This window comes from Ktedonobacter racemifer DSM 44963, from assembly GCF_000178855.1.
Taxonomy (GTDB): domain Bacteria; phylum Chloroflexota; class Ktedonobacteria; order Ktedonobacterales; family Ktedonobacteraceae; genus Ktedonobacter; species Ktedonobacter racemifer.
Window position 1 is genome coordinate 2,214,532 of sequence record NZ_ADVG01000002.1, and the last position, 25,142, is coordinate 2,239,673.

Consider the following 25,142-nt stretch of genomic DNA (forward strand, 5'->3'; position numbering starts at 1 on the left):
CCTGAGCGCGTAAGCGCTAGCCACGAGAGTGGCGTTGGTTTCCGCATTAAAAGCTAGTGGGGAGCGATGGCCGCTTCAAACAGGATGTTGAGCAGCGCCCCCAGAATAAATACCAGTATGCCCAGGGCTAGCATGACTTGAGGCGCGACCTTTGAGAGGCGCGAAGTCCTTTTTGCCAGTCGGCGAATATTGTTTTGCCCCAGGTAAATAGCCACAAACAGTATCGCAATCACGAGTACAACCTTGGTAATCAGGGTCGCGAGATACGGCCAGCCCAGGGTGGTCTGCGTCAGGCGATCCACCGTCAGGTAGACACCGCTCAGCACCATAACCCCCATGCAGATATTGACCATCCGCTTGAAGAGGGCCGCGACCTGGCTCGAAATCACTGGAGAGGGTCCACCGGCACGCAAAGCGGGAATGACCACGAGCAGATACATAATACTGCCACCAACCCAGGCCGCACCCGCGATTGTATGCGCGGCGCGCATGATTAGATGTAAGATCATCTCAGCGTTACTCCGGCTCAAACTAAAGAAATTAGGCGACACCTAATTTCTTCAATTCGAGCTGCAAGCCCTTCTGGTCCAGTGGCCCATAGCGCCCTACGATCTTGCCACTCGCGTCGATAAAGAAGGTCTCGGGATAGCCACGGATGCCATAACTGACCCCTGTATCGCCATTCAGCGTATCCTGTACATTGGTATAGCCCAGGGCATACTTCTGCAAGAAGTTATGCGCGTCGCTAGATGGCTCATTAGAATCCACGCCAAGCATGACCACATTTTTACTCTGCAACTGCTGCCAGGTCTTGCTCAACTGGGGTGCCTCAGCCTGGCACGGCTCGCACCACGAGGCCCAGAAATTGAGAATCACAGGCTTGCCCTTAAAGTCGGAGAGCTGCACTTCTTTACCATCGCCAAGCGAAGGAAGCTTGAAGTTAGGAGCATCCTTTCCAATTAAAGGGCTGGGCATCTCGCCAGTCGAAGACGTGCTGGAGGGCGCGTTCTGTGCCCCAGAGGCAGGCGTCAATAATTGCGTGAGCAGCAGGGCCAGTAGGGCCACACTAATCGTGGTCACCACACTAAAGGTAATAATGTGGCGGCGCTTACTACGCTGCTCGAAGGCCTTCTCGTCGCCCGCCTCTGCCATTGTTCTATGTTGTAGTTCCAATTCTTCAGCTGCCATGTGCTTTCACTTTTTTAGTGCTCCTATCGAAAACCTGAGTGCGGAGCACTAGCCGCGAGAGCGGCGTTGGTTTTCGTATAAGAAGGTACTTGCCTTGGTCTGATCGAAGATATAATAACAGACAGATTATGGTGCTTGAGCCTGATAGCCAACTTGCAAGCCTTAAAGGCTACCTTACAAAGACCTGAACATCTTTTATATAGCAGAAAGAGAGCATCTATCTCAATGCTCTCTTTCTTATGTTCGGCAAAAAAAACTATTTCTGTAGCGTTGACTTCCAGCCGCTAGACACTAGCAATCTGTGGGCTGGCCTTCTGACCACCCAGCGTCCAGTAGAGCAAAGCAACTATTACTATAAGAAATCCAGCCGCACTCAGGGCAATCTGGAGCAAGAGCAGACCAATGACGACCAGGAGCAGGCCAGCGGCGGTGAGCATAGGCATCAGACTGGGAGCAGAGTGATGAGTGTAGGCAGCCAGTAAAATTTCTTCCGCCTGAGCCTCCTGGGCTGCTTTCCGCGCCTCTTGCTCATGCAGAATACGTCCCACGGCCTGGTGGAGCAGACGAGCGTCAAAGGGCTTGGTCATATAGATGGGTTGAGGAGTTTCCTGCCCGGCAAGGGGAGCCGCGAGCAGAGCAGAGGGCGTGCTTTCTGCCTGTTCCCAGGATAGCACAATCGTGGGGGTTTGCCACAGATCAGGTAGTTCCTGGACAGTACGCAGCAAGTTCCAGTTACGGTGTACTCCACCATCGACATCGACCACAATCAGATCGGGCTGGCGTTTCTCTGGCAGAGGAAGCGCCCTGGATATCTGCGTCATCTCGCTCACCTGTATGCCCTGGCTCTGTAAACCGATGGCAATCAGGCGGCGTAAGCAAAGATCGCTCTCAATGAGGAGAACGTGCGGTTGCTCTCCCGACGATGCGTACATGTATGCTCCTCCAAATTGCAAGACCTTGCGCGAAGACCCATTGCAAAATAACATAGCTTCTTACAGAAAGCATACCCAATACACATTACAATATCTTAACTACCTAGGGTATTCACCTTACAGCAACCTGAATACATCAAAACAGTTATAGAGTTGTAATACAAAAGAGAAGAAGATGCCAGTCTGAGCATGCTCAAGACTGGCATCTTCTTCTCTTTTGTATTACAACTTCATGAGTTTATAGCCAACATCGGGGACGGTCACTATATACTTCGGGTGACGTGAATCGCTCTCGACCTTGCGGCGCAGGCGGCTGATATAGACCCAGATGAAATCGATATCGCGGTTATACTCTGGCCCCCACACCTTCTCCAGAAGCAGTTCGTGAGTAACAACCATGCCTGCATTCTGGGCCAGCACGCTCAGCAACTTGTACTCGGTGCGGCTCAATTGTATGGTCTTACCCTCGACGGTTACCAGATGTTGCGCATGGTCAATGACCAGCCCGCCTGAGCGGAACACAGCCTGCTGGGTTGGCTCTTCGCGTACAGCGGAGCGTCGTCGTAGCACAGCTCGCACACGCGCCATAAGCTCCTTCATACCGAAGGGCTTGAGTACCAGGTCATCGCCCCCCAGGTCAAGCAGTTGGACGCGCTCATCCTCGTCGCACTCATCGCTCAGCATAATGACGGGTACCTGGGAGAACTCGCGCAGGCGCTGGAGCAGCTCGATGCCGCTCATATCCGCCAGGCGCGTCGCCAGCAGGACCAGGTCTGGCTCCTCCAGGTCGATCTGGCGCAGGAACTGCACGCCGTGGTTAACTGTATGCACGCGATACTGCTGCTCCTCCAGATTCGCGCGCAGGTAACGTGCCATACGCGCATCGCCCTCGGCCAGCAGAACAGAGACGCGGCGATCCTGGCGCAGGAGTGCTGGTCGCACGGCTCCTAGTGGGCCAGTGGCTGGCTCCGCAACCTCGCTTATACGTGTACGCTGGGGCACTGCTGCGGTCTCGATACGCGGCGCCAGGGGCAGGGTAAAGTAGAAGCTGGCTCCCTGGCCCTCGCCCATTGAATCAGCCCAGATACGACCGCCATGCGCTTCAACGGTTGAACGTGCCGCGGCCAGGCCCAGCCCACTACCGCCAGCCTGCTCGTCGCCTTGCGATCCACGATAGAAGCGATCAAAAATACGCTCCAGGTGCTCGGGAGCAATTCCTATGCCCTCATCGATCACGCCAATCCGCATCTCAACCTCATTGGTCTCCAGGCGAACACTCACGACCGAGTTGGGAGCGGAGTAATTCAGTGCATTATCAAGGAGATGGTTGAGCGTTTGCTCTATGCGTACAGCGTCACACATCACCGGGGGCAGATCGGGAGGAAGGCTCAACACAAAGCGATGGTAGGGCGCCTGCTTCTGCCAACGCGTCACCAGTTGCGAGAGCAGTTCTGGCATCTGCACCTGGGTGAGTCGTAACGGTTGCATACCGGCATCCAGGCGCCAGACATCAAGCAGGGTGTTAAGTACATCGTAGAGGCGGTCCGACTGGGTATCGATCATTTGCAGCATCTCGCGCTGCATCGCCGGGTCCCAGCGTGCCGAGCTACCCAACAGGGTGGTCGCGCAGCCTTTAATCACGGCCAGGGGGGTCTTGAGTTCATGCGCGGCGCGGGCCAGGGTCTCTCCCTGCGCCTCAAGTGCCGAACGCTCCAGGGTTACATCATCGAAGAGCAGACCACGGCCCAGGAGAGAACCACGCCGATCATGGACAGGGAAGGTGCGAATACGCAACCAGCGCACAGCCGCATCTGCCAGGGCGACATCGGCAGCATATTCCTGCTCTGGATGGCGCCAGACGCGATCCAGTTCGGTATGTGCCAGCCTGCGATCAGCCGAAATCGACAACAGATGCTCGCGCACATTGAAGTCATCGGGTGAGATCAAATCATGCTTCCTGATTTGTAGCAGGCGGAGTGCGCTCTGATTTGTATAGATGACACGCTGCTGATTAAGCAGCATAAAGCCGCTGCTCATGCTTGAGCACACTTCGGAGAGGATATGATACTCCTTGGTAAAGGCGGCGGGCACAATATCAAGATTTTGCATCGACATTGGGCTATGTGTCACCGTGGCTTTCTCGTCTTCTGTCCACCAACCGTCGTGGGTCATAAATGCGCTTCTCCCATTGGGGATCAGGTCAAAGCTTCCTTTGCCCGTCTGTCTCTACTAGCCATCTCTGAACTTTAGTAATTGCTCATATTGTAGCAAAAAAATTCAATCTTGCCAGGGAAGTAGGACTTCGCATTATAAAATAAAGAGTGGATATAACACGAGTGGCCAGCCGCAGGCTGGCCACTCGTGTTATATCCACTCTTTATTTTATAATACCTGCGATCAAGACCAGGAAAACCAGGTGTACAATCATAAAAATGAAGAAGCCAAAGCCCAGAATGGCAATCCAGCGCCGGTCATTGACATACATATGCAGGCGCGTGGGATAGGCCAGTGGCCAGCGCTCAGCGGCAACCAGGCCAACAGCGACACGCACACGTAGTGGTGAGTGCACCTTGGAGCGTTTTAACTCAGTCACCAGAGCGTTATAACAATGTTTACACAGGGTCCAGGAGCGACGAGGCTCAGGCGCATCCTCTGGGTCAAGTACCGTCAAGGGTTCAAACCAGATACGCTGGGTACAGATTGAACAATGCTTCACTCGCATTCTCCGCGTGCGCGAACCCTCTTTCTCCAGCGGCTGTGATGTATTGGCTCGACGCATGGCCTCTTTCATTCGCCTATTCGTCCTTCCAACTGCCAATCATTCTCGCTCTACAATTGCTCGCTCGCTTAATAGCCTCTGCGGGAGGAAGCAGAAGAGGAACCCCTCCTCTTATCCCGTAGAGTAATTTCTCTCTCCACTCTTACAAGCATAACGCGGGCCTGTAAGCGACACAATAACCTACAAAGGTTGTTTCTCTCAGACTTTTTTTTACTCTCCACCAATTGTAGCACATTCCGCCTGCAACATCAGTGTGGGAAATGTTTCTAAGAAATGATGTCGAATATTGACATGTACTGGCATTTATAGTACAATACAGTTAGATAAATGTGAAAGAGGTGATAGAGGTGCAACTCGTTGAGCGGCATATTATCTGCAAAGGTGATTCTCGGTATGCTGCCATAGATGCAGCCTCCTTCGCATCCAAAAACCTCTATAATCTCGCGAACTACCACATGCGCCAATCCTTCATCCATACGGGAAAGTACCTGAGCTCTGTCGATGTCTATCATCTGGTGAAGGACACTGATGCTTACAAAGCCTTACCGCGTAAAGTGAGCAATGATGTCCTTCGACTTCTTGACAAGAACTGGAAGGCATTTCGTAAAGGGCTTGCAGCATGGTTTGAAGACCCCTCCAAGTTTGAAGGCCGTCCCAAAGTGCCTAAATACAAAGACAAGCAAAAGGGGCGCAATATCCTCATATACGATATCCAAGCCATCTCGAAAAAAGCCCTCAAGAAGCAAGGAATGATTGCTCCATCCCTACTAGGAATCGAGATACCTACGAAGCAGGCTCACGTCAAACAAGCCCGTATCATCCCTCGCAGCGGGTTCTATGTGGTAGAAGTGGTCTATGAGCAAGAACCCAAACAGGCAGCAGTCGATCCCTTGCTCGTCGCTGGTATCGACATTGGATTGAACAACTTAACAACGCTAACATCAAACAAAGCAGGCTTTACGCCTTGGCTGGTTAACGGGCGTCCGCTGAAGCACATCAACCAATGGTATAACAAAGAACGTGCACGGTTGCAGAGCCATCTCAGTAAACACAAGCGTCATACCTCCAATCGTTTAGAACGCCTTACCAATAAGCGCACACGCAAAATTGATCATTACTTGCACACCCAAAGCCATCGCCTCATCGAGCATCTGATAGGGGAAGGCATAGGAACATTGGTGATCGGGAAGAACGACGGCTGGAAGCAAGAAATCAACATAGGGAATCGCAACAATCAACAGTTTGTGCAAATTCCCTTTGCTCGCTTCATTGATATGCTCAGATATAAAGCAGAACTGGTGGGAATACATGTGATTCTACAAGAAGAAAGCTACACCAGTAAGTGTAGCTTTCTTGATCTTGAGCCACTTTGCCATCAGGAGCACTACCTGGGCAAACGCATCAAACGTGGCTTGTTTCGTACCAGTACTGGCAGGCGTATCAATGCCGATGTCAATGGCAGTTTGGTGCGCCGTTTCGGTGCATGTTAAATCTCTCCTGAAAGGAGATGAGGTTGAGAGTAGGAACCTCAAGGACACCCAACCTACCTAATACGGAAACGTAAAGGGGAAAGCAGCATGTTGGGAAAGCGGTTAAATGCGAAGGTATGCAGCATGACGCACCGCAAGTCCTGTGCGCAAGGTGAAGCCTGGATTGGTTAAACCCAAGTTCCTAGCAGTCTAACCATTGGCTCGTCACACCATACCTGAAGTGATGTCATCGGAATATATACCATTTCAAACTGGGTATAGAAAACTCTCTCCGATGAGCGACCAGTAATGAACTGGTTCAAAGGGACGAAATGGGCACCTAAACGCACTGAACGTTTAGCATGCGCAAATACGGGATCGCCTAAAAGCCGAGAGGCTCATGGCGACGGAGTTTCCATAGTAGTGCGCCCATGTGGCACAAGAACCTCTCTCACCCGTCGGGGTGAGTCCACTGAAGCGAAGTGGATAAACCAGCAACTTACCTTCAGTCGAAAGATATGAGGGGACCGTAGCATGTTGTCAGGAAGGTCGGTGAAGTCCCAGTACCAGGGGCCAGAGGCCGATCAGGTAAGTCGTGTATGGTGAAGACTGATTGTCTGAAGCCCAGTCAAGGCGGAATTGGGGCAGCCCACAGGACACGGTACTAGCGCCTGTGTTCGACGTTGCCGGGAACGGTACTACTTCCCTGCAAAGCTTCCGTCGAAGCCTACCCGTACGGAACGGGAAAAGACGTAAAGGACACCTGGAGCACGAACTGAGATTCTTGGAGGCAACTTGGGGTTGCCCTAACCACCGCGAGGTGTATGGGTACAGAGGGACCGAAGTAGTCGCGGAAGTCACGCTCCGCCGGGGCCTGTGAGAAAGACACAGACAGGGCGAAGGGTCCCAGGAACTCGTCTCAGCGGCAGAGGTTGGCCTGGATGGGCCACACGATCTTTGCGCAACGAGGCAAAGGGTTCTGGAGAGCTACAGTGCCATGAAAGTGGCCCGCTGGGTTCGGGAAGAGACCGTTGGAAAAGGGCTGAGTCCAGGAAACCACCTGAAATATCAGGCAGGTCGGGACAGCATCAGTACCTCGCTGGCGGTCTACTTCATCTCAAATGCTCAAAGTAACGTTTGAGACAGGGGGAAGGGAAACAGGGAGTATCGTTGTGAACAGAGTGGTGCGCGAGATGCGTAATGCCTACCTCTACGAAGCAACGAGAAACTGGAGAGCCGTGTGCATCGAAAGGTGCAAGCACTGGTTCGGGGAGGGGTGGCAGGAAAAGGTCCAAAAGGAACCTCGCTTACCGCCTACTCTACAACATCATTCGAAAAGCAATCCCTGACTCCTTCGGGCAAGGGATCGTGGGCGTGGCAGTCCGTCCAGTGGGTGCTCCCACATACTGAGCAATGCTTGTCATTGTTTAGATGAACTGTAGTGATTACTGGTGAATGTACACCTCACCAAGTGCTCTCCGAACCCTGCGAGCCACGTAGGGGCGAGAAGTCCTGTGAAGATACAAACAAGCCTGGCATCCATTGAAGGATAGCAGGCTTGTTTTGCTTCTCTTGGCTTGCTCGATTGAGACTAGCCTTTGATCATCAGCAGGGGCAGCAGATAAACTGTGCTGAAGACGATGACCCAGACGATGTCGACGAAGTGCCAGTACATCTCGGCGGCCTCGACCGCGAAGTGCTTCTTGGCGGTAAAGTCGCCGCGAATGGCACGAATCAGACAGATCGTCAGGAAGATGAGACCGATGGTGACGTGCAGGCCGTGGAAGCCGGTCAACGTGAAGAAGGCCGAGCCAAAGACCCTGGTCTGCATCGTGAAATGATCGGCAGTATAGAGATTAAAGTACTCATATGCCTGACCGCTCAGAAAGACAAGCCCGAGGATAATCGCGCCCGCCAGACCTGCAATCAACTGCTTCCTATTGCCTTTGACGATACCCTTACGCGCAATAATTGCTGGGAAGCTACTTGCCAGCAGAAAGACGGTATTGATTGCAGGAAATGTCCAGTCCAGGTGCTCGCCCGAGGGCAAGAGCCAAAGACCGTTTTTAATCTGTAAACCACGCACTTCCAGGTAGAGGTACGCGGCGATCAGGTTCGCGAAGATCAGCGCCTCAGAGGAAATGAAGAGGATCATACCCCACCAGTTCATGCTGCGTCCTACTTCAACATGCTCCTCTAGCGACCTGACCTGCTCGCCGTGAACAACGCTCATATTATGAACTCCCTAACCATGTTCTCGTTATCTACGCTCGTAGATCCATCCTATGATACAACCGATGAGCAGCACCACGCCGAGACCACAGACAATCGGCTGAAAAACGAAACCAACCAGAATGAGAGAGATCGCGACCGTGGTCACAAGCGGCCAGATGCTAGAACGAGGCATCAAATCCTCTTCCTTTGGCACGACCTTCTTGCGCTTCTTGACTGCGCCCTTCGCTGGCTGTCCAGCAGCCTGAGGAGGCGTAACCTCCTCCTGCTCCTGTTCCGCTGGTGCTGCCACAACCTGTGCAGATTGTGTCTCTGGCTGCGCGGACTTCTCGCGCTTCTTGTCCAATTGTTTGGCTTTGGTCATGGTGCTACTGTACCTCTAGTGAATAGCCGACTTCCAGTCAGCAATCTCAGGATTCTTCTTGTCATAGAATGGACGGCGGCTGCGGACCACGGGGATGGTGAGGAAGTTGTACTTCTTCGGAGGAGAGGTTGTATCCCACTCCAGGGTAAAGGCATCCCATGGATCGCTACCAGACTCTTTGCCATCCTTCAAGCTCTTGAAGAAATTGAAGACGAAGACCATGACACCAAGGCCAACCATGAAGGCGCCAATCGTCGACATGAGGTTCAGCTCATTCCAACCCAGGTTGCCCGGGTAGGTGTAGACGCGGCGGGGCATGCCCAGCAGGCCCAGCAGGTGCATGGGGAAGAACGCCAGGTTCATGCCTATCAGCAGCAGCCAGAAATGAACCTGCGCCAGTTTCTCGCTCATCACCTTGCCGGTCATCTTGGGGAACCAGTAGTAGATACCCGCGAAGATAGCCATGGCGCTACCGCCGAAGAGCACGTAATGGATGTGCGAGACAACAAAGTAGCTATCGGTGATCTGGTAGTCGAAAGGCACGACGGCCAGGGCGGCACCATTCAAGCCACCAATCAGGAACATACCGATGAAGCCAAGCGAGAAGATCATTGGCGCCTTCAGGCTCAACTTACCTTTGTAGATCGTACCCAGCCAGTTGAAGATCTTTACCGCGGTTGGCAGAGCAATCAGAGCTGTGCTGGAGGCGAAGAACGCCTGCGCGACAGGTGGCAGACCAACGGCAAACATGTGGTGTGCCCACACGGTGAAGCTCAGGAAGCCGATAGCCACACCCGACCAGGCAATAAAGGTATAACCAAAGATCGGCTTGCGCGAGAAGACGGGCAAGATCTCAGAGGTGATACCGAAGGCCGGAAGGATCAGGATATATACCTCGGGATGGCCAAACGACCAGAACAGGTGCTGCCAGAGCAGCGGGTCACCTCCGTATGCATACTCATAGAAGTGCGTGCCCAGGTGGCGATCCAGCAGCAGGAAGACGCTGGCGGCCGTCAGACTAGGCAGAGCAAACAGCAGCAGGAAGGACATGACCAGGATCATCCACGAGAAGAGCGGGATGCGGTTGATGCTCATACCAGGCGCGCGCAGCTTCAGGATGGTCACCACAAAGTTCAACGAGCCGGAGATCGAGGACACGCCCAGCAGCGTGGTGCCCAGAATCCAGAAGTCGGCGTTCATGCCAGGTGTACAGTTGTACGCGTGAATACCGCAGGCACTTGCCGTCAGGCTCAGGGGAGCGTACATGAACCAACCGCCATTAGGTGCGGCGTTGAACAGGTAGCTCGACTGTAGGAAAATGCCACCAAAGAGCAAGATCCAGAAGCCAAAGGCATTCATGCGGGGGAAAGCCATGTCGCGTGCGCCCATCATCAGCGGCACAACATAGTTACCAAAACCCGCCATCATCGGCATCACGAACAAGAAGATCATCGTGGTGCCATGCATGGTAAAGATCTGGTTATAGAGCTCGGGACTGATAACCTTGCCATTAGGTACTGCCAGCTGTGTACGGATCAAGAGAGCCTCTAGACCGCCCACCAGGAAGAAGAAGAAGGCAGTAACCATGTACATGATGCCGATCTTTTTATGATCGGTCGTCGTAAGCCATTCACCCAGGTAAGATTCACTGAATGATCGCTCACGAACTACTGTCGTAGCCCTATCATTGATAGTGCTAGTAGCCATGAATAATTCCCTCCAACGAGTCTAGCCCCATAAGTGAGGTAGACGGGCAAGTTATGCTACTTGAGGCTTTCCAGATAAGCCACCAGCGCCGGCAGATCCGACTTAGCGACGTTCACCGTCATGTCGTTGCCAGGTTTGACTTTCTGGGGATCAGAGATCCACTTCGCCAGGTTACAGTTGCTGAGATCTCCACCAGGATTGCAATCCTGCGCTTTGTAGTCCAGCACACCGCCAGCAATCAGGTGACGGCTACCGAAGTGCGTCAAGTTAGGACCAATCAGACAACCATTCGCGTTCTGTGGATCATCACAGCGCCCAACGGGATTGGGATCCTGTAGATAGGGCGTGCTCTGACTGACACCAACGATACCATGGCAGGTGGTGCACTGGTTCTTAAAGACCTCCTGGCCCTTCGCCTCCAGGCTACCGGGAGCAGGAACGGCGGCCGCCTGCTGCTGCGTCTGCGCCCATGAAAGGAAGCCGTTGTTGTCATGCGTGACCTGGACATCAAAGCGCATGTTCGCATGCTGCGTTCCGCAGTACTCGGCGCAGATACCAAGATAGGTCTTATCCGGCGTATCCGCGCTAAACCACTTCTCGTTATCGTGGCCAGGGATGACGTCAGTCTTACCAGTCAGCGCTGGCACCCAGAAGCTGTGGATAACGTTATTTGAGTACAGCTTCACATGCACATTGGTATGGGGTGGAATCACCAATGTATCCGCGGTAGTCATCTTATACTCTGGATAGTAGAATTCCCACCACCACTGGTGTCCATACGCCGTCACCTCAACCGTATTAGTACTATTGGCTGGTGGCGTGGCGACGTCGAAAATACCCTTGATGGTAACACTCAACACCGCCAGCAAGACAACCGCTGGAATAATGGTCCAGATCAATTCGACGGTAGTATTACCGTGGATCTGTGGCGGGGTGGGCGAATCAGGGCGCTCGCGGAAGCGAAATGTAGAGTAGATCAAGACACCCTCTACACCTACAAACACAATCGCGGCAATTATGAGAATAATCCAGAAAACATTGCTCTCGCTTCTGGCAATCGGGCCCGCCGGATCAAGGATCGAGGGCGAGTTTTCACCGCAAGCGGTCAACAGTATCGAGGTCAAAGCGAGACCGGCAACAAGGCTCGCCCAACGCTTTGGCCTACGAAATAAAGGCATCCTCACGTCTAAATCTCCTAACACGTAGTTTGACGATGAACGATAATGTCTCTTTTCGTCGACACTCTCTCCATTTTATTGTCCAAGTGTAGCGAGCCACCCTAACAGGTAGCTTGCAGTCCCTAAAAACCACCTTACAGGAACCTGAATAAAACCACGTGCAACAGAGGCCGCGCTCGCTTGAGAGGCTGTGTAACAATGTGTAGCACCAGGTGGCAGCATAGGTTGGGACATGTCAGAGGACACTATGGATTGATCATCCCAGTGGGACTAGCACAAAGCACGTATCCCAATGGCTTTTTCTTAATATCTGTCGTCTATTTAGATAGAGTAGAGAGAGATAGTAAAAGCTCGTTTCGCTTCAGTCGGTACCCCTCAAGGTGCTCTTCTCCGCTACATACTATAACACAATTTGTACAGTCTAACAAAAACTTTTAAGCCGCTTCCTAAGCCATTTCAAGCCCTTTTCCACGTTCTTTAAGGTCCATTACTGGCAGCTAAATGGACTGCCAATCCTCAAAAAACTCTCTTTTTTGGCTTCATTTTACTTACAAATACCTCAATATCCCTGAATTTGCTTAAGACGCTTTTCCAGATCATAAACCGCTGCTGTACGCATCGAAGTGAGTAAATATTCTCTGTAAGAGTGTACAAAAAGACACGTCGTCATGTGATGAATGACGACGTTCGCCCATTGGCTTAGAAGGAGTAAATGAAGAGAACTACGAGCGCTCCATCTTCTGAAGGTTAGAAGTGAGTTGCCTTGTATATTGCTCGCACAATTCTTGTTTGCGCGCAACATAAATAGCCTTACTGAAGGCTCCATTCAAGGTAATAATCCTCACTTCTAGCTGCTCATCTTCAAAGAGCTCAACATAGGTCGTGGCTCCGCGCTCGTGATATGTAACCGGAACCTCTTTGATGTTGCTTCGTCGGTAGGAATTCGCGCCTGTAATTCGCAGCGAAAGGTGGCCCGCCGTCGCGGGATACACAATGCTACAGGCGATTTCGTAGATGTAGGAGTCGAACTCCCTCGCCCGTTCTTGCAGGATGCATTCATATGTGATATGTACGAGAAAATCGTTTGCTTGGCTCTCGTCCAGGGCGGTCTGTGGAATGGTTTTCGACAAGAAACTGCTCGCTTTCTACTACCAGGCACCTTGAAAGGCAACCATGTTATCCATATGAGGAGATCTCGCTAGACTCTGTCACGAAACACAGCGCGTCTCTTCTGGCTTGCCCGTCTCCTTAAGTAACTCTGGACATTTTTGTAACAAAAGAGACCAAGAGCTAGCAAGCAGAAGAGTAACAAAATTATGGGTAACAACATCAGTATTTCCTTCTCACTATTTTCTCAACAATAGTGTGCAAGAGTTGTCTACTCAAACAGGCTGCATGTTTTCGCCAATTCTCATGAATAAGCCATCTCGATATATCTGCTTATAGACGCTCCAATCATCTTCTTGCACATTGAGCAAATCCTTCAGCAAAGACACATCTAACACCTGTAAGTCTTTCTCTGCCTGGTAACAAAGTCGGCCTATTTTTTGCTGGATCATCGTACGCTGCATGCGTGCGGTGTGATGGGTATTAGCGAGCCACTTCATCTGCAAACAGATTTCGAGAAACAGGGTTCTAAACGTTTTCATACCTACCCCTTTCTAGTACTCTTAGCTACTTTTGGAGAGATTACGCATTGGAACAGGTAGTACAACTATTGAAGACAGAGGAAAGAGGATCACGACTCTTCCTTCTTCAAACTTGTGCTCCTATGAGTTGTCTTTGGCTTGTTGCGTAATTTTCTCTGCAATATCTTTAACCTGTGCTTCTATGGCAATGAGCATGGCTTCATCTAGTCGCGGCTCATTGTGTTCTTCACGTTGATCCTGAACCATCTCCATCACTCCTGCGATGTGACTCATCAGGTATTCACCACTCGCTTGAAGCGCAAGTGTATGAAGTTGTTGTTTATCCAAAGGTGTCCTCGCCTTTTCGACTCTGCACTCCTTTTCAGGAGCCATACAAGAGGTGATTCTAAAGAGGTGCTCTTAAGTGAGGAAACCTCGCCACATGTCTTCCGGCTTCGTTTATAGCTGAAGGAGAGAGCGGGTATCATGATGTGCATATGATCCATTTATTATACATCTTTTTATCCAAAAACGCAATATCAATAATTGAAGAGGTATAAGTCAAAGAAATAGAATTGAGTAGACCTTATATAGAATCAGAAGTAGTGGCGATCGAAAATCTGGATAAAAACAAGGGGGTAATTTTCTGCATGAGCGACGGTAGGAGCAAAGAGTACCCCTTGAGGAGGGCACATTGGAAGCGCTCTTGTGCATACAGCAGACAGGCCGTTAGCACATCTTTTTACGTCTAGCTTGAAAAATTTTTTTTCAAATTGCCTAAATTATACAGGCCTTTCATTTGTAATTTTTTTAAAAATACTGTATACTAGTAGGGTCATACATTGATGAGAACTGTTCCGCGTAGAAAAACTTTCCCACGTGTTATCGCCTGCCTTCCACCTATTCTGGCGATTTTTCATCACCCATTCCGAGAGAATGTAAACCATAGAAGGAGCATGCCATGCAATTGCTCATCTCTCTGTTCCTCGTTCTTGCCATCTTTTTAGGGTCTTTTGGGTACATGATCTTTCAATATGATCAAGAGATACGAGCGAAATAAGAGGAAGCACTCTCATAGCCTTGCCTCTGATCTACCTTACTATACCTAAATAAATGTGGAAGACAGAATGAATAACGTCGGCCAGGCGGCCGAACAGGAATGTTCCGTTTGTTTTATATTTGCTCGTCTTCATGACAACAAACGCGCCTTTAAAAGAAATGAGAGTAGCCAATGGCCATACCCACCCTCGACCAGACCGAAGGTATCTGGATCACTCGGACCAATAATTCGGGATATCACTATGTGCAGGATGTCTTTGCAGGAGAAAACCCGCGAGATCAATTTCACCGGGCAAATTGTCGCCTGTTGATCACCAAAGGGCGCCTGATCCCGGAAAGAGGTGATGCCCTTAATCCATCCGAGCGTCTCTGGGAGAAGGCACGACGCTACAGCCAGGTTCTGATATGATACAGAAACAGGCATGACACCACCTAGCATCCTTCGGAGGAAGAGAAGCTGATGAGACGAATGCCAACAGGAACGCTTGTTTGGAGTCTCAAGCGCTATACCAAAAATGCCAACTTGTGGGACCGCGCCTGCTTCAAGTGCAAGCAAAAGGTTCCCGTCTTTGAGTATGAACTTCGGGATGAACAGGGGCGAACACTTTTTCACTTTCTCTGTGAGGAATGCGCGCAGAAGAAACTTGCGGAATGGCTTCAATGTACAGAGAGTCCCGACTATATAGCTCTTGGCTACCAGACAGATTTTGATATCGCGACCGTATTCTTTGAACAAAAAAATGAAGGCGAAACCCTGCTCCTGACACGTTGGAGCAAGGAACAACGGCGGCGCAGACTCCAAATAGAGACTGATAAAAACGCTCAATAATAAATAAAGGAGCCATAGGCATGACTTACACACGCCAAAACAGTGTTGAAGAGCAGCGAGAAGCCTCTCACCAGGCCAGTCGCATTACTACTCTTTGTGAACAATTCTACATTACACTCGATGCTATTGATTGGCAATATCTGGGCATGCAGGCTCCGGTAAAAGTGGACGGTATTACTATCGCGACCCTTCAAGTTCTCAGCCAACGTGCGAGTGATGACATCCTGCGCCAGATACAAATGAAGCTCTTCGAACATGCTGCTCTAGAAGCTATTCACGCTCCATCAAGTCTGAAGGCGCTCATATGGTCTCCGATCGAGGTCCTACAGCCCCAGACATTTTTACAACTTTGGGTTGTAACGATGGAAACGGGTGAGCGTGTCCCAGTCATTGAATCGCTCAAAGATGGGCATCGTGTCTACGAACACTATAAATTTGATGGAAGTCATGAGCAGTTTCTCCAACTCTTTGGCCCGCTCGGCAATGGGAAGCTTCCTCTTGGAGAGAGGGTTACCATCCAGGTGCGAGAAAATCAATATACAGGAGAAATCATACACATCCTTCCCCTCGGCAAAAATCCTACCTATCGCAAAAACGCCTCAAAGCACGCTACAGCGTCAGAGCAGATATTCTTCAAGGATCTGATCGAAAGATATATGGTTGACTGTCACAACGGTTTTCCCTACATTGTGAATCAGACACAAATTGTTGCTAATGTACCTGTGAGCGAACTGTCGGAATAAACCAGGGGCTGACTTTTCAGCCCCTGGTTTGGAACAATTTCCTCTTCCACCTACAGTACTTGCTGGTTGGACAACCCGGTCAGTTGTTCGCTGAGTTGTTGGAGCCGACGACGAGCTGCCAGATCATAGGCCTGCGAGTGTGCCCGCGCGTGCCGCCGCTGGTCAAAGTATTTGAGAGACGCGCTCCCCAATTACCAGGATGACCTGATCCGCGCTCCTCCATCACAATCAATGATTGTACTGGTCATAAACGTGTTACTAATCAGCATAGTAATGACCTGGGCCACATCCTCCGGGCGTCCAACGCGCTTAGCTGGAGTGATAGCTACGGAATGCGCAAAGAATGCCTCGCGCATTTCCTCCGGCAGGTCACCCCAGAAAGGAGTTGCGACCCCTCCGGGTGCGACGGCGTTGACACGCAAGGGCTGCAATTCCAGTGCAAGTGTGGGAACCATGGCTTCCAGCGCCCCGTTGACAGCCGCGAATCCGGAGGCGCCAGCGAAAGCGATGTGGGCCGTGACAGCACTGACGATAGTCAGAGAACCATCCTTGCGTAAGAAATCGAGACTGGCCTGCGCCGCGATCAATTGCGGCCAGAACTTGGTTTCAAACCCTTGACGAAGCATGTCAAAATCAAGCGTGCGGAACTCTCCCGCTCCCACGTTGCTCGCTAGAGTCAGGACAAGATGGTCAAAGGTACCAATGCGATCGAAGAAGTTGCGCGTCTCTTCACGCGAGGTTGCGTCTACGACCTCACCGGTGACAGAGCCTTTAAGAATGGCGAGCGCCCTTGTCACTTTTTCCGGAGAGCGTCCGGCGATAATGATATTCGCTCCGGCCTCAGCCAGAAGGTGAGCCGTTGCCAGTCCAATCCCGGACGTTCCGCCGAGAATCACAATGCGCTGATCCCTCAAGTCCATTTGATTTCCTCTTTTTCATGCTGGTTTCTCTCCCCAGCATCTGCTACAATAAACGATACGTGGCGTGTCACATTGACAATAGTTATTTTATACGATACGTATCGTATATGTCAAGGGAATAATTTTAGAGGAGGAAAGAGTAATGTTTGAGCAGGGGAGGCCGTTAGAAACAACCGGGCCGGGCCGCCGCCGCAGCGATCAGGCCCATCAGGCCATTTTGCAAGCGGCGATTGAGGTGCTCTCCCAGGAGGGCTATCGTGCCATGACGATTGAAGCGATTGCCGCGAGGGCAGGCGTGGGGAAAAAGACCATTTATCGCTGGTGGTCTTCCAAAGCGTTCGTGACGCTTGAAGCACTGACTATGTATACCGAGGAGCATACGCCTTTTTCAGATACTGGTTCCCTGGAGGGAGATTTACTGACCTACTTTGAGCTTTCTTTCGCAGGCTTGCAGGGGAAAGCGGGAACCGCATTGAGCGGGATGACGGCTGAGGCCCAACTGGATCCGGAATTTGCGCGTGAATTTCAGCGCCTGTTTATCGTGCCACGAAAGCAAGAGCTGGTTGAGCTCTTGCAACGAGGAGTGCAAAGAGGTGAACTGGCTGCTGACACCAACCTGGATGTGCTCGCGGACCTGATTTATGGAGCCAAATGGTATCGCTTTCTCTTGTATCCTAAGCCACTAGATGATGCGTTCGCCAAAGAAATTGTCACATTGATTCTCCGCTTGAGACCAGCAGTGTAGCACTTGTAAGTGCCAATAAGAGATGTTCGCCTCTTGTCTCACGCTTCCCGTCAACTGGGTGATGCTCTGAGATTTTGTCCATACCAGAAATGCCCACTGCCCTGTCCCTGGTAAATACATATTTTCCCTATTCCATAAAAGTGAAGGATAAGCCGATAGAGAAGTATAAAGGGTTCTGCCAAAATAGGGGCCCGTGGCCTTGCTCGCACATGAACAACATGAGACTGCTGTGTGAAAAAGGGCGAACTTTGTCCATCATTCTTCAACCTTTCAGGTGTTTGTAAGGTGGCATTCATTGCTTGCAAGGAGCCTATCAGGAGCAAGACCGACAATGAGATATGCAGCACTAGCTCTAAACAATTTAAAAAACCGTACTTTACGACAGCAATATACAGCCATTACCGCCTCGCGTGAGCGGCGGTCTTGTTCCATATTTGATTGCGGTTCCTGAAGTGACCGCGCGCTAATGAGGAGAATATTGTGTCACAATCCAATACCACTCTCGCCGCACAGCCAGCCTGGCGCGCGACACTTTCCGCTTATATCAACCTGATAAAGCCACATGTCACCGTCCTGCTATTGGGCGTGACAGCCGCGACCATGGCTATCGCGGTACGCGGACTCCCTCCCCTGGGCATTACACTCGCAACCCTGCTGGGCGGCTTTATGTCAGCCGGGAGCGCAAACTGCATCAACTGCTATATCGATCGCGACATCGACCAGATCATGGGACGGACGCAGCGCCGTTCTCTGCCCGCTGGCCGCGTCCAGCCACAGCAGGCTTTGATCTTCGGCATTCTACTCGGGGTTGGCTCCTTCTTCCTGCTCTGGGGCCTCGTTAACCTGCTTAGCGCCGTTCTGGCTACCTCGGCGATTCTGTTCTATGTCTTCATCTATACGCTAGGCCTCAAGCGTACTACCGCGCAAAATATCGTGATTGGTGGAGCCGCGGGCGCGGTTCCGGTCCTGGTCGGCTGGGCGGCTGTCACCAATTCAGTTTCCCTGTCAGCCATCTGGCTCTTTGCGATTATCTTCTACTGGACGCCTCCCCACTTCTGGGCGCTCTCGCTGCTGATTCAGAAAGACTATGAGAAGGCGAAAGTCCCCATGCTCCCAGTTTTGATGGGCGAGACTGAGACACGCAAGCAGATTCTGCTCTACTCGCTGCTCCTGGTCGCGGTGACCACGATTCTCTTCCTTATGGGCGCCATGGGTTACATCTTCCTGTTCAGCTCACTAATTCTGGGTGGCATCCTGGTCTATATGGCGGTCCGCCTGCTCAATGATGACGCATCGAGGAAGTGGGCGCGCACGGTCTTCTGGTACTCCAACTGCTATCTCGCGCTTATCTTCGCTGTCGCAGTCATTGACCGGGTCATTCACTTCTAAAGTCGTTCTTGTGTTGAGAGTGCAGCCCAGTGGCAGGTTGCACTCTCACAAGCATTCCCTTTGTCAGCAATTAACAGCATAAAGGACAGTCGAGAGAAGCTATGAGTATCCGATGGAACTGGCGTCTAGCCTCACGCCTTTCAGTATTAAGCCTGGCCGTACTGGTCGTTATCTTTGTCCTGGTCTATCAGCGAGTCTCAGCCGATAAGGCGAGCTCCGTAGACGCCCCCTCTGTCACCACGTCGGGACTCCAGGGGACAGACCTGGGCGGCGCTGCCGCTCCCGGTTTTACCTTGATTGATCAGCATGGAAAGACCGTCTCGCTCGCCGATTTTAAAGGCCAGCCAGTCGTAGTCACCTTCATGTTTACGCGCTGCCCCGATCAGTGCCCTCTGGAAGCTCAGAAGCTGCATTCAACCTTCCAACTCCTGGGAAACGATGCCGGCCATGTGACCATGCTTGCGATCAGCACTGATCCCCAGAACGATACGCCTCAGGCGGCCTCCAACTTTACCCAGGCCCATAGCCTGGATCAGAGCAACTGGCATTTTCTCACTGGCTCAAGCCAGCAGCTCTCTCCTGTGTGGAGCAACTACCACGTCTATGCGAACAGCAATGGGAACACAGCCGATCACAGCCTTGGCATCTATGTCCTCGACAAGCAGGGCCACGAGCGCGTCTTCCAGGACACCAGCTTCACCCCCGATCAGCTAGCCAGCAACCTGAAAAAACTCCTCAGCGAATAAAGTAGAGAGTGAGAAAGGCGGCGGCCCCTCAGTCGAGGGGCCGCCGCCTTTCTCACTCTCTTTGGGACAAGTAAACCTTCGCGCCTGCGGCGCTCAGGGGTAAGGGTGTGGTGGCTGGGAGCCTGGCAGGCTCCCAGCCACCACACCCTTACCTCTAGACGAGTTTGCGAGCCGAATTTGGCAAACTTGAATAATAACGTCTGTGCTTATTGACGTGCATCAATCAATACGGTATGCTTTTACATGGCAAATCCATGGAGAAGAAAGAAGAAGGCGTAAGATACGCAGACGCGCAAGGGATAACAAAGTTATGACGCAAGAGACATCTACCTGGCGAGGCCTGCTAGGACAAATCATTAGCGATGCGCAGGAACGCCAACGCATCGCCGACCTGTTGCGAGTAAATCCGATTACGCTCACGCGCTGGGCTAACGCCAGGTCGAAACCACGCGCAGAAAGCTTGCGCCAACTGATTGATGTGCTTCCCACTCAGCGCCAGCGACTGATTGAGCTGATTACCGGCGAATACCCTCGCCTCTTCGCAGAGGAGGCATGGCAAGAAGATATTGCGCCCCTCATTCCTTCGAACTTCTATACACGAGTGCTTAACATACATACCACTAGCTCCTTATTCCTACGTTCATCGGCCATCTGTATCGCCGTTCTGCAACAAATTCTGGCCCAGCTCGATCCCACAAAAAATGGAATGGAGGTTTGTATCGCGCAATGTGTTCCCTCGCAATCACAAGTTGCCCCATCTGATGTTCAGTGGCCTCGGATACACAGCCTGCGTACCACCTTTGGACGTGGCACGCCTCCCTGGAATAATCATGAGAACCAGACTGTCTTTTTCGGTGCGGAATCGCTTATCGGACAGGCGGCACTTCGTGGCCATTATATCGTGATCCAGACGCGCGACGAGAAACAGCGCCACTTTCCAGCCCACGCTACCGCGCTGGAGGAGAGTATTATTGGCCTGCCTATCATCCGGACTGATCGCGTGGCGGGTGTACTCTCAATCGCCAGTACCCAACCTCATTTTTTCGTCTCGACCCGCCTGGGCCTGGCCATTCACTACGCCGAACTCCTGACCCTGGCCTTTGAACCTCATGAGTTCTACCGGATTCAGGATCTCGACCTGGGCCTACTGCCTCCTGCCCAGAGACAGCAAAGCGCTATCGCGAACTTCCAGCTCCAGGTAACACAGACTATGATTCAGGCTCAACAGCAGGGCGAGCCACTTACACGCCCGGTGGCGGAGCTGCGCACCTGGCAGGAGATAGAGCGTCGCCTACTCCACCAAACCTGGGAAGAGGCCTGAAAGCTCCCAACCTTACACTCTCCTTACAAAGCGAGCTCCCAGGCCGTGCAATCCCCCATCTGCTTGCGCGAAATCGGCAGATTTGGTATGCTTATTTGAGGACAATGATGGAAAGTTATGTCCTCATGGTTCTTATTACACTTGGAGGAAAGCGAGAAGCCTTATGGATACTTCTCTTCAAGGCACCAAACTCATTATCGACAACGAACAAGACCTTGGGGTGTTGCAAGAGGCAGAAGTGACCGAGGCCGAAAAGCATATCCATCTGCCAAGTCCCAGCCTGTGGCCGCTTGTCCTGAGCGCCGCTATCCTGGTGACCGTCGCGGGATTGCTCGGCCTACCGGATAGCCCCTTGCTTGCAATTATTGGCGCACCGTTCATCATCGTTGGCATTATGGGCTGGGCATTAGAAGACCCCATGGCGGGCCATTCCCACCACGAAACGTCCACAACTCCCATGCAAATCACCAGCGAGGGTGCGCGTGACATTCTGACACGTGCACGTGAAGCCGCAGAACGCTCGGTAACGGTCAGCAGCACCGCCTATAGCACTCACCTGGCGAAGGTGGAGCTAGAGGGCGAGAGTAGCGAGGGCGTGACCCTGGCACTCTATGGTAAGGTGGAAATGGAGTCTCAGCGCGATGAGCTCGTCAATGAGCTACGCCAAATTCCTGGTGTGCTGGAAGTGAAAAACTTCATGATCGCGGAAGACTCGATCCTGCGTACAGCCTATCAGCGCCTCGATGCCATGCGCGCCAAGGGCAAGCTTGAGGGTGCGCAAAACATCTCGATTCTGGTTGAGAACTACATCCTGCACCTTTACGGCGATGTACCTCAGAAAGAGATGAAATACGCTCTGGAGCGCGAGATGGTCGGCATTACCGGCGTCAAGGTTGTGGTCAATCACATTGGCCTGAACAAAGAGATTCCCGGTAACCTCGGAAAGACACGCAACGCCTAGTTTTAATATAAAGCATAAGATGCCCCTGGCGGCCTGTGGCCGCCAGGGGCATCTTATGCTTTATATCTTATTTATGTGCGACGCTGGCGGAGGAAGGCGGGAATATCGATTACATCCCCGGAAGGGGCATTGCGACTTCCTCGATTTAGCTCCGGGTTGAGCCCGCGCACCTTGCGCTGAATCACCCTGGGCTGCACTGGCTGATCCTCCGGCTGAGGCACAGGTAATCGTCCCTGGGTGGGATTGACTGGCTCTTCATCGTAAGGATAGTCCTCTTCATCCTCCTCATCCTCGGGCAGCACGTCTGCTGGCTCACGCGTGGCAGGAACCACGGGTGGCAGCGAGTTATACGCCGGACTCTCATTGCGCCTCACACCACGCTCGGCTACCTGGTTGGGCAGATTGACCGAGATGGGCGGCGTTACAGGCGGCATATCGGCCTCGGCGAAGCGTGAGGATTTCTCTTCCATATTCGCGGCCGACATGCCTGAGTTTGTGTAGTGTGGACGCGGCTCGTTACGCACAGGCTGCTGCACGACGGGATAGCTGGTTGAAGCCCCCCGTACCACTGTATTGCTATCGAAACCGGTAGCGATGACGGTGATCTTCATTTTGCCATCGAAGTGCTGATCCTGCACCGCGCCAAAGATAATATTCGCATCAGGATGAGCCGCCTGGCTGATAATCTCAGCCGCCTCGTGGACCTCGAAGAGCGTCATATCCAGGCCGCCCGTGATGTTAAAGAGCACACCACGCGCACCGCTGATATCGATGTCCAGTAAGGGGCTGGCAATCGCCGTCTGCGCAGCCTCGACAGCGCGCGCGTCTCCCCCAGCCTCACCAATGGCCATGAGTGCCGAGCCAGCGGAAGACATAATCGTCTTGACATCGGCGAAGTCCAGGTTGATCAAACCTGGAACGGTAATCAGGTCGCTGATACCTTGAATACCTTGACGCAGAACGTCGTCCGCAAGCTTAAATGCCTCGGAGAGCGGGGTGCGCTTATCCGCGATATGTAACAGGCGATCATTGGGCACGGTAATCAGGGTATCGACATGCTGCTTCAGGCTAGCGATACCCTCCTCAGCCGAGAGTTGACGCTTCTTCCCCTCAAAGGAGAAGGGGCGCGTCACCACGCCGACTGTGAGCGCGCCCAGTTCGCGCGCGATCTGTGCCACAACAGGACTGGCGCCCGTTCCGGTTCCACCACCCATTCCAGCTGTGATAAACACCATGTCGGAGCCTTTGAGTACCTCATAGATCTCTTCCGCATTCTCTTCCGCGGCCTTGCACCCGACACCAGGGTTTCCACCAGCTCCGAGGCCACGCGTCAGTTTTTGACCAATGTGGATCTGCATGGGCGCATCTGTACGTAGTAGCGCCTGGGCATCAGTATTAATAGCAATAAATTCGATGCCGGTCATATTGGCTTGTATCATGCGATTGACCGCGTTACTGCCGCCTCCACCGACTCCAATAACGCGAATCTGAGCAAAGCCTTCGAGTTGTTCATTGTCCATAGGTAACATACGTTTCGTGGCCCCCTTTCGAGTCTCTACTAGGTAGAACGGACGAGAAACACTTTTCTCTTACACCATTCTCAAAGATCTTATTCCGAAACCTAACGTCACTGGCGTGACTAGCGCTTCGCGCTCAGGGTTTTCGGATAAGAAGTATGTAAAAACTCAGTCTAAGGAAAAAATGCACGCACCAGGCGCCCTAGAAAGCTAAAGCGCGACTTCATATCGGCTCCTCCATCTCCATACCCGTCGTCCTCATCAATCATGAGCGAGGTATGACGCAACCCCCACAATAGCAGGCCAACCGCCGTTGAATATGCCGGTCGGCTAATGGAATCAGCCAGTCCGTGCATCCCCAAAGGAGTCCCTATACGCGCTGGAATATCCAGTGTACGTGCCGCAACATCTAGAATACCGGGTAGTTCCGCGCACCCACCCGTAATGACAATGCCAGCCGTCAGCAAGCCATCATAACCCGATTTCTTGATCTCTTCATGCACCATGCCAAATAGCTCTTCAACACGGGCCTGAATAATCTGCGCCAGCAACTTCCGCGGGACCAGGTCATTGCAATCAGGCATAAACTGTGACAGGTCGATCATATCGTCTTCATCGATGCTATCAGGATCACAATGCCCATATGTAATCTTCAACTCTTCAGCGACCGCAGGCGGCAAACGCAGCCCAATCGCGATATCACTGGTAACGTGATTCCCACCGACCCCCAGGACAACCGTCTGCCAGATAGCTCCATCCGCAAAGATAGCAATATCCGTGGTGCCGCCACCAATATCGACCAGGGCCACACCCAGGTCGGTCTCGCCTTCAGCAAGCACAGCCTCGCTTGAGGCCAGCGGCTCCAGAACCAGGTCTTCAATATCTACATGCGCGCGATGCACACATTTAATCAAATTATGGATCGAAGAGACGGCGCCCGTGATAATATGGGTCTCGACTTCCAGGCGGAAACCTGACATGCCAATCGGGTTCTTAATGCCCTCCTGGCCATCCACGACATAGCCCCTGGGGATCACATGGATCACTTCACGGTTCGCGGGGATCGCTATCGCTTGCGCTATCTCAATAGCCCGGCTGATGTCATCCTGCACAATATCACGATGATTTGGCGAGATGGCGACAAATCCCTTGCTGTTCTGTGAATCAATGTGGCTACCCGCTATACCGACATAGGCAGCGGAGATTTTCTTCCCCGACAGGCGCTCCGCACGGTCTAACGATGCCGCGATAGAGGTAACAGTCTCTTCTATGTTTACCACCACTCCGCGGCGCAAGCCCTGCGAAGGGCAGGTGCCAACGCCAACAATGTTCAGCTTCCCGTCACGATCAAGCTCGCCAACCAGGACACAGACTTTTGTTGTTCCAACGTCAATTCCGACGATCACCCGCTCTTGCACGATTTTACGCTCCTATT

25 protein-coding genes and 1 pseudogene are annotated in these 25,142 nt (G+C 52.2%); 10 read left to right on the top strand and 16 right to left on the bottom strand.

The features are described 5' to 3' along the window. Nucleotides 1–53: 53 nt before the first annotated feature. The 5 genes from KRAC_RS25870 to KRAC_RS25890 form a co-directional block, all read right to left on the bottom strand. The gene (locus KRAC_RS25870; RefSeq protein ID WP_007912295.1) at nt 54–509 is read right to left on the bottom strand and encodes a hypothetical protein; all 456 of its coding nucleotides are present in this window, start codon (nt 507–509) and stop codon (nt 54–56) included. Nucleotides 510–540: 31 nt separating this feature from the next. Beyond that, entirely contained in the window at nt 541–1,188 is a 648-nt protein-coding gene (locus tag KRAC_RS25875; protein WP_007912296.1) for a TlpA family protein disulfide reductase, read from the bottom strand. A gap of 284 nt (nt 1,189–1,472) precedes the next feature. Then, nucleotides 1,473–2,120 (bottom strand): response regulator, encoded by a 648-nt coding sequence (locus tag KRAC_RS25880; RefSeq protein WP_007912297.1) that lies wholly within the window; start codon nt 2,118–2,120, stop codon nt 1,473–1,475. 222 nt (nt 2,121–2,342) lie between these two features. After that, entirely contained in the window at nt 2,343–4,292 is a 1,950-nt protein-coding gene (locus KRAC_RS69245; protein WP_007912299.1) for an ATP-binding response regulator, read from the bottom strand. Between the two features lie 205 nt (nt 4,293–4,497). Further along, nucleotides 4,498–4,911 carry a hypothetical protein gene (locus KRAC_RS25890; RefSeq protein ID WP_007912301.1) on the bottom strand — a complete coding sequence of 138 codons (414 nt, stop codon included), beginning with the start codon at nt 4,909–4,911 and terminating at the stop codon, nt 4,498–4,500. 335 nt (nt 4,912–5,246) lie between these two features. Here KRAC_RS25890 and KRAC_RS25895 point away from each other — a divergent pair, with 335 nt between their 5' ends. Together KRAC_RS25895 and KRAC_RS73850 are read left to right on the top strand one after the other, a co-directional pair. Continuing rightward, entirely contained in the window at nt 5,247–6,389 is a 1,143-nt protein-coding gene (locus KRAC_RS25895; protein WP_007912306.1) for an RNA-guided endonuclease InsQ/TnpB family protein, read from the top strand. A 976-nt stretch (nt 6,390–7,365) separates the two neighbouring features. After that, the gene (locus tag KRAC_RS73850; protein WP_007912308.1) at nt 7,366–7,509 is read left to right on the top strand and encodes a hypothetical protein; all 144 of its coding nucleotides are present in this window, start codon (nt 7,366–7,368) and stop codon (nt 7,507–7,509) included. A gap of 450 nt (nt 7,510–7,959) precedes the next feature. Here KRAC_RS73850 and KRAC_RS62495 read toward each other — a convergent pair whose 3' ends face one another. The 7 genes from KRAC_RS62495 to KRAC_RS25930 all read right to left on the bottom strand — a co-directional run bounded on the left by KRAC_RS62495 (nt 7,960) and on the right by KRAC_RS25930 (nt 13,825). Further along, nucleotides 7,960–8,601 (bottom strand): cytochrome c oxidase subunit 3, encoded by a 642-nt coding sequence (locus KRAC_RS62495; RefSeq protein ID WP_007912310.1) that lies wholly within the window; start codon nt 8,599–8,601, stop codon nt 7,960–7,962. Between the two features lie 27 nt (nt 8,602–8,628). Next, a complete protein-coding gene (locus KRAC_RS25905) occupies nt 8,629–8,964 on the bottom strand; it encodes a cytochrome c oxidase subunit 4 (protein WP_007912312.1) in 336 nt (111 codons plus the stop codon). A 15-nt stretch (nt 8,965–8,979) separates the two neighbouring features. Then, the gene (gene ctaD, locus KRAC_RS25910) at nt 8,980–10,671 is read right to left on the bottom strand and encodes a cytochrome c oxidase subunit I (protein ID WP_007912314.1); all 1,692 of its coding nucleotides are present in this window, start codon (nt 10,669–10,671) and stop codon (nt 8,980–8,982) included. 56 nt (nt 10,672–10,727) lie between these two features. Then, nucleotides 10,728–11,849 carry a cytochrome c oxidase subunit II gene (gene coxB, locus KRAC_RS25915; protein WP_040444166.1) on the bottom strand — a complete coding sequence of 374 codons (1,122 nt, stop codon included), beginning with the start codon at nt 11,847–11,849 and terminating at the stop codon, nt 10,728–10,730. A 722-nt stretch (nt 11,850–12,571) separates the two neighbouring features. Beyond that, on the bottom strand, nt 12,572–12,979 hold the full coding sequence (locus KRAC_RS25920; RefSeq protein WP_007912324.1) for a hypothetical protein: 408 nt from the start codon (nt 12,977–12,979) through the stop codon (nt 12,572–12,574). A gap of 252 nt (nt 12,980–13,231) precedes the next feature. After that, complete coding sequence (locus KRAC_RS25925) at nt 13,232–13,498, bottom strand: hypothetical protein (protein ID WP_007912326.1); 267 nt, start codon at nt 13,496–13,498, stop codon at nt 13,232–13,234. Nucleotides 13,499–13,618: 120 nt separating this feature from the next. Continuing rightward, nucleotides 13,619–13,825 carry a hypothetical protein gene (locus KRAC_RS25930; RefSeq protein WP_040444167.1) on the bottom strand — a complete coding sequence of 69 codons (207 nt, stop codon included), beginning with the start codon at nt 13,823–13,825 and terminating at the stop codon, nt 13,619–13,621. A gap of 883 nt (nt 13,826–14,708) precedes the next feature. Between KRAC_RS25930 and KRAC_RS25935 the strand changes: the two genes are divergently transcribed. Genes KRAC_RS25935 through KRAC_RS25945 form a run of 3 tightly spaced genes read left to right on the top strand, consistent with a single transcriptional unit; the run spans nt 14,709 to nt 16,108 of the window. Further along, complete coding sequence (locus KRAC_RS25935) at nt 14,709–14,945, top strand: hypothetical protein (RefSeq protein ID WP_007912339.1); 237 nt, start codon at nt 14,709–14,711, stop codon at nt 14,943–14,945. A 51-nt stretch (nt 14,946–14,996) separates the two neighbouring features. Continuing rightward, the gene (locus KRAC_RS25940) at nt 14,997–15,365 is read left to right on the top strand and encodes a hypothetical protein (protein WP_007912340.1); all 369 of its coding nucleotides are present in this window, start codon (nt 14,997–14,999) and stop codon (nt 15,363–15,365) included. A gap of 20 nt (nt 15,366–15,385) precedes the next feature. Then, nucleotides 15,386–16,108, top strand: a complete 723-nt coding sequence (locus KRAC_RS25945; protein ID WP_007912341.1) for a hypothetical protein — start codon at nt 15,386–15,388, stop codon at nt 16,106–16,108. Nucleotides 16,109–16,158: 50 nt separating this feature from the next. Here KRAC_RS25945 and KRAC_RS71675 read toward each other — a convergent pair whose 3' ends face one another. Beyond that, entirely contained in the window at nt 16,159–16,299 is a 141-nt protein-coding gene (locus KRAC_RS71675) for a hypothetical protein (protein WP_157507070.1), read from the bottom strand. Further along, on the bottom strand, nt 16,300–17,028 hold the full coding sequence (locus KRAC_RS25950; protein WP_040444169.1) for an SDR family oxidoreductase: 729 nt from the start codon (nt 17,026–17,028) through the stop codon (nt 16,300–16,302). Nucleotides 17,029–17,170: 142 nt separating this feature from the next. On the opposite strand from KRAC_RS25950, the gene KRAC_RS25955 reads away from it, so the two are divergent. The 5 genes from KRAC_RS25955 (at nt 17,171) to KRAC_RS25975 (ending at nt 22,190) form a co-directional block, all read left to right on the top strand. Continuing rightward, complete coding sequence (locus tag KRAC_RS25955) at nt 17,171–17,773, top strand: TetR/AcrR family transcriptional regulator (protein ID WP_007912342.1); 603 nt, start codon at nt 17,171–17,173, stop codon at nt 17,771–17,773. A 480-nt stretch (nt 17,774–18,253) separates the two neighbouring features. Further along, on the top strand, nt 18,254–19,162 hold the full coding sequence (locus KRAC_RS25960) for a heme o synthase (RefSeq protein WP_007912344.1): 909 nt from the start codon (nt 18,254–18,256) through the stop codon (nt 19,160–19,162). Nucleotides 19,163–19,263: 101 nt separating this feature from the next. Beyond that, nucleotides 19,264–19,908 carry an SCO family protein gene (locus tag KRAC_RS25965; protein WP_007912345.1) on the top strand — a complete coding sequence of 215 codons (645 nt, stop codon included), beginning with the start codon at nt 19,264–19,266 and terminating at the stop codon, nt 19,906–19,908. A gap of 310 nt (nt 19,909–20,218) precedes the next feature. Beyond that, entirely contained in the window at nt 20,219–21,229 is a 1,011-nt protein-coding gene (locus KRAC_RS25970) for a GAF domain-containing protein (RefSeq protein WP_007912346.1), read from the top strand. A 163-nt stretch (nt 21,230–21,392) separates the two neighbouring features. After that, a complete protein-coding gene (locus tag KRAC_RS25975) occupies nt 21,393–22,190 on the top strand; it encodes a BON domain-containing protein (protein WP_007912347.1) in 798 nt (265 codons plus the stop codon). A 515-nt stretch (nt 22,191–22,705) separates the two neighbouring features. Here the strand turns inward: KRAC_RS25975 and ftsZ are convergent. Further along, nucleotides 22,706–23,719: pseudogene (gene ftsZ, locus KRAC_RS25980) on the bottom strand (cell division protein FtsZ); the annotation flags it as partial. A gap of 161 nt (nt 23,720–23,880) precedes the next feature. Continuing rightward, nucleotides 23,881–25,125: a cell division protein FtsA gene (gene ftsA / locus KRAC_RS25985; RefSeq protein WP_007912349.1), complete on the bottom strand. Its 1,245-nt coding sequence runs from the start codon at nt 25,123–25,125 to the stop codon at nt 23,881–23,883. Between the last annotated feature and the right edge of the window lie 17 nt (nt 25,126–25,142).

Excerpts from the sequence above, each read along its gene's own strand:
- KRAC_RS62495 (WP_007912310.1), bottom strand. The coding sequence starts at position 8,601 with ATGAGCGTTGTTCACGGCGAGCAGGTCAGGTCGCTAGAGGAGCATGTT.
- KRAC_RS25880 (WP_007912297.1), bottom strand. The coding sequence starts at position 2,120 with ATGTACGCATCGTCGGGAGAGCAACCGCACGTTCTCCTCATTGAGAGC.
- KRAC_RS25935 (WP_007912339.1), top strand. The coding sequence starts at position 14,709 with ATGGCCATACCCACCCTCGACCAGACCGAAGGTATCTGGATCACTCGG.
- KRAC_RS25925 (WP_007912326.1), bottom strand. The coding sequence starts at position 13,498 with ATGAAAACGTTTAGAACCCTGTTTCTCGAAATCTGTTTGCAGATGAAG.
- KRAC_RS25870 (WP_007912295.1), bottom strand. The coding sequence starts at position 509 with ATGATCTTACATCTAATCATGCGCGCCGCGCATACAATCGCGGGTGCG.
- KRAC_RS25905 (WP_007912312.1), bottom strand. The coding sequence starts at position 8,964 with ATGACCAAAGCCAAACAATTGGACAAGAAGCGCGAGAAGTCCGCGCAG.
- KRAC_RS25940 (WP_007912340.1), top strand. The coding sequence starts at position 14,997 with ATGAGACGAATGCCAACAGGAACGCTTGTTTGGAGTCTCAAGCGCTAT.
- KRAC_RS73850 (WP_007912308.1), top strand. The coding sequence starts at position 7,366 with ATGAAAGTGGCCCGCTGGGTTCGGGAAGAGACCGTTGGAAAAGGGCTG.
- KRAC_RS69245 (WP_007912299.1), bottom strand. The coding sequence starts at position 4,292 with ATGACCCACGACGGTTGGTGGACAGAAGACGAGAAAGCCACGGTGACA.
- KRAC_RS25970 (WP_007912346.1), top strand. The coding sequence starts at position 20,219 with ATGACGCAAGAGACATCTACCTGGCGAGGCCTGCTAGGACAAATCATT.
- ctaD (WP_007912314.1), bottom strand. The coding sequence starts at position 10,671 with ATGGCTACTAGCACTATCAATGATAGGGCTACGACAGTAGTTCGTGAG.
- KRAC_RS25890 (WP_007912301.1), bottom strand. The coding sequence starts at position 4,911 with ATGAAAGAGGCCATGCGTCGAGCCAATACATCACAGCCGCTGGAGAAA.
- coxB (WP_040444166.1), bottom strand. The coding sequence starts at position 11,849 with ATGCCTTTATTTCGTAGGCCAAAGCGTTGGGCGAGCCTTGTTGCCGGT.
- KRAC_RS25875 (WP_007912296.1), bottom strand. The coding sequence starts at position 1,188 with ATGGCAGCTGAAGAATTGGAACTACAACATAGAACAATGGCAGAGGCG.
- KRAC_RS25950 (WP_040444169.1), bottom strand. The coding sequence starts at position 17,028 with ATGGACTTGAGGGATCAGCGCATTGTGATTCTCGGCGGAACGTCCGGG.
- KRAC_RS25975 (WP_007912347.1), top strand. The coding sequence starts at position 21,393 with ATGGATACTTCTCTTCAAGGCACCAAACTCATTATCGACAACGAACAA.
- KRAC_RS25965 (WP_007912345.1), top strand. The coding sequence starts at position 19,264 with ATGAGTATCCGATGGAACTGGCGTCTAGCCTCACGCCTTTCAGTATTA.
- KRAC_RS25945 (WP_007912341.1), top strand. The coding sequence starts at position 15,386 with ATGACTTACACACGCCAAAACAGTGTTGAAGAGCAGCGAGAAGCCTCT.
- KRAC_RS25955 (WP_007912342.1), top strand. The coding sequence starts at position 17,171 with ATGTTTGAGCAGGGGAGGCCGTTAGAAACAACCGGGCCGGGCCGCCGC.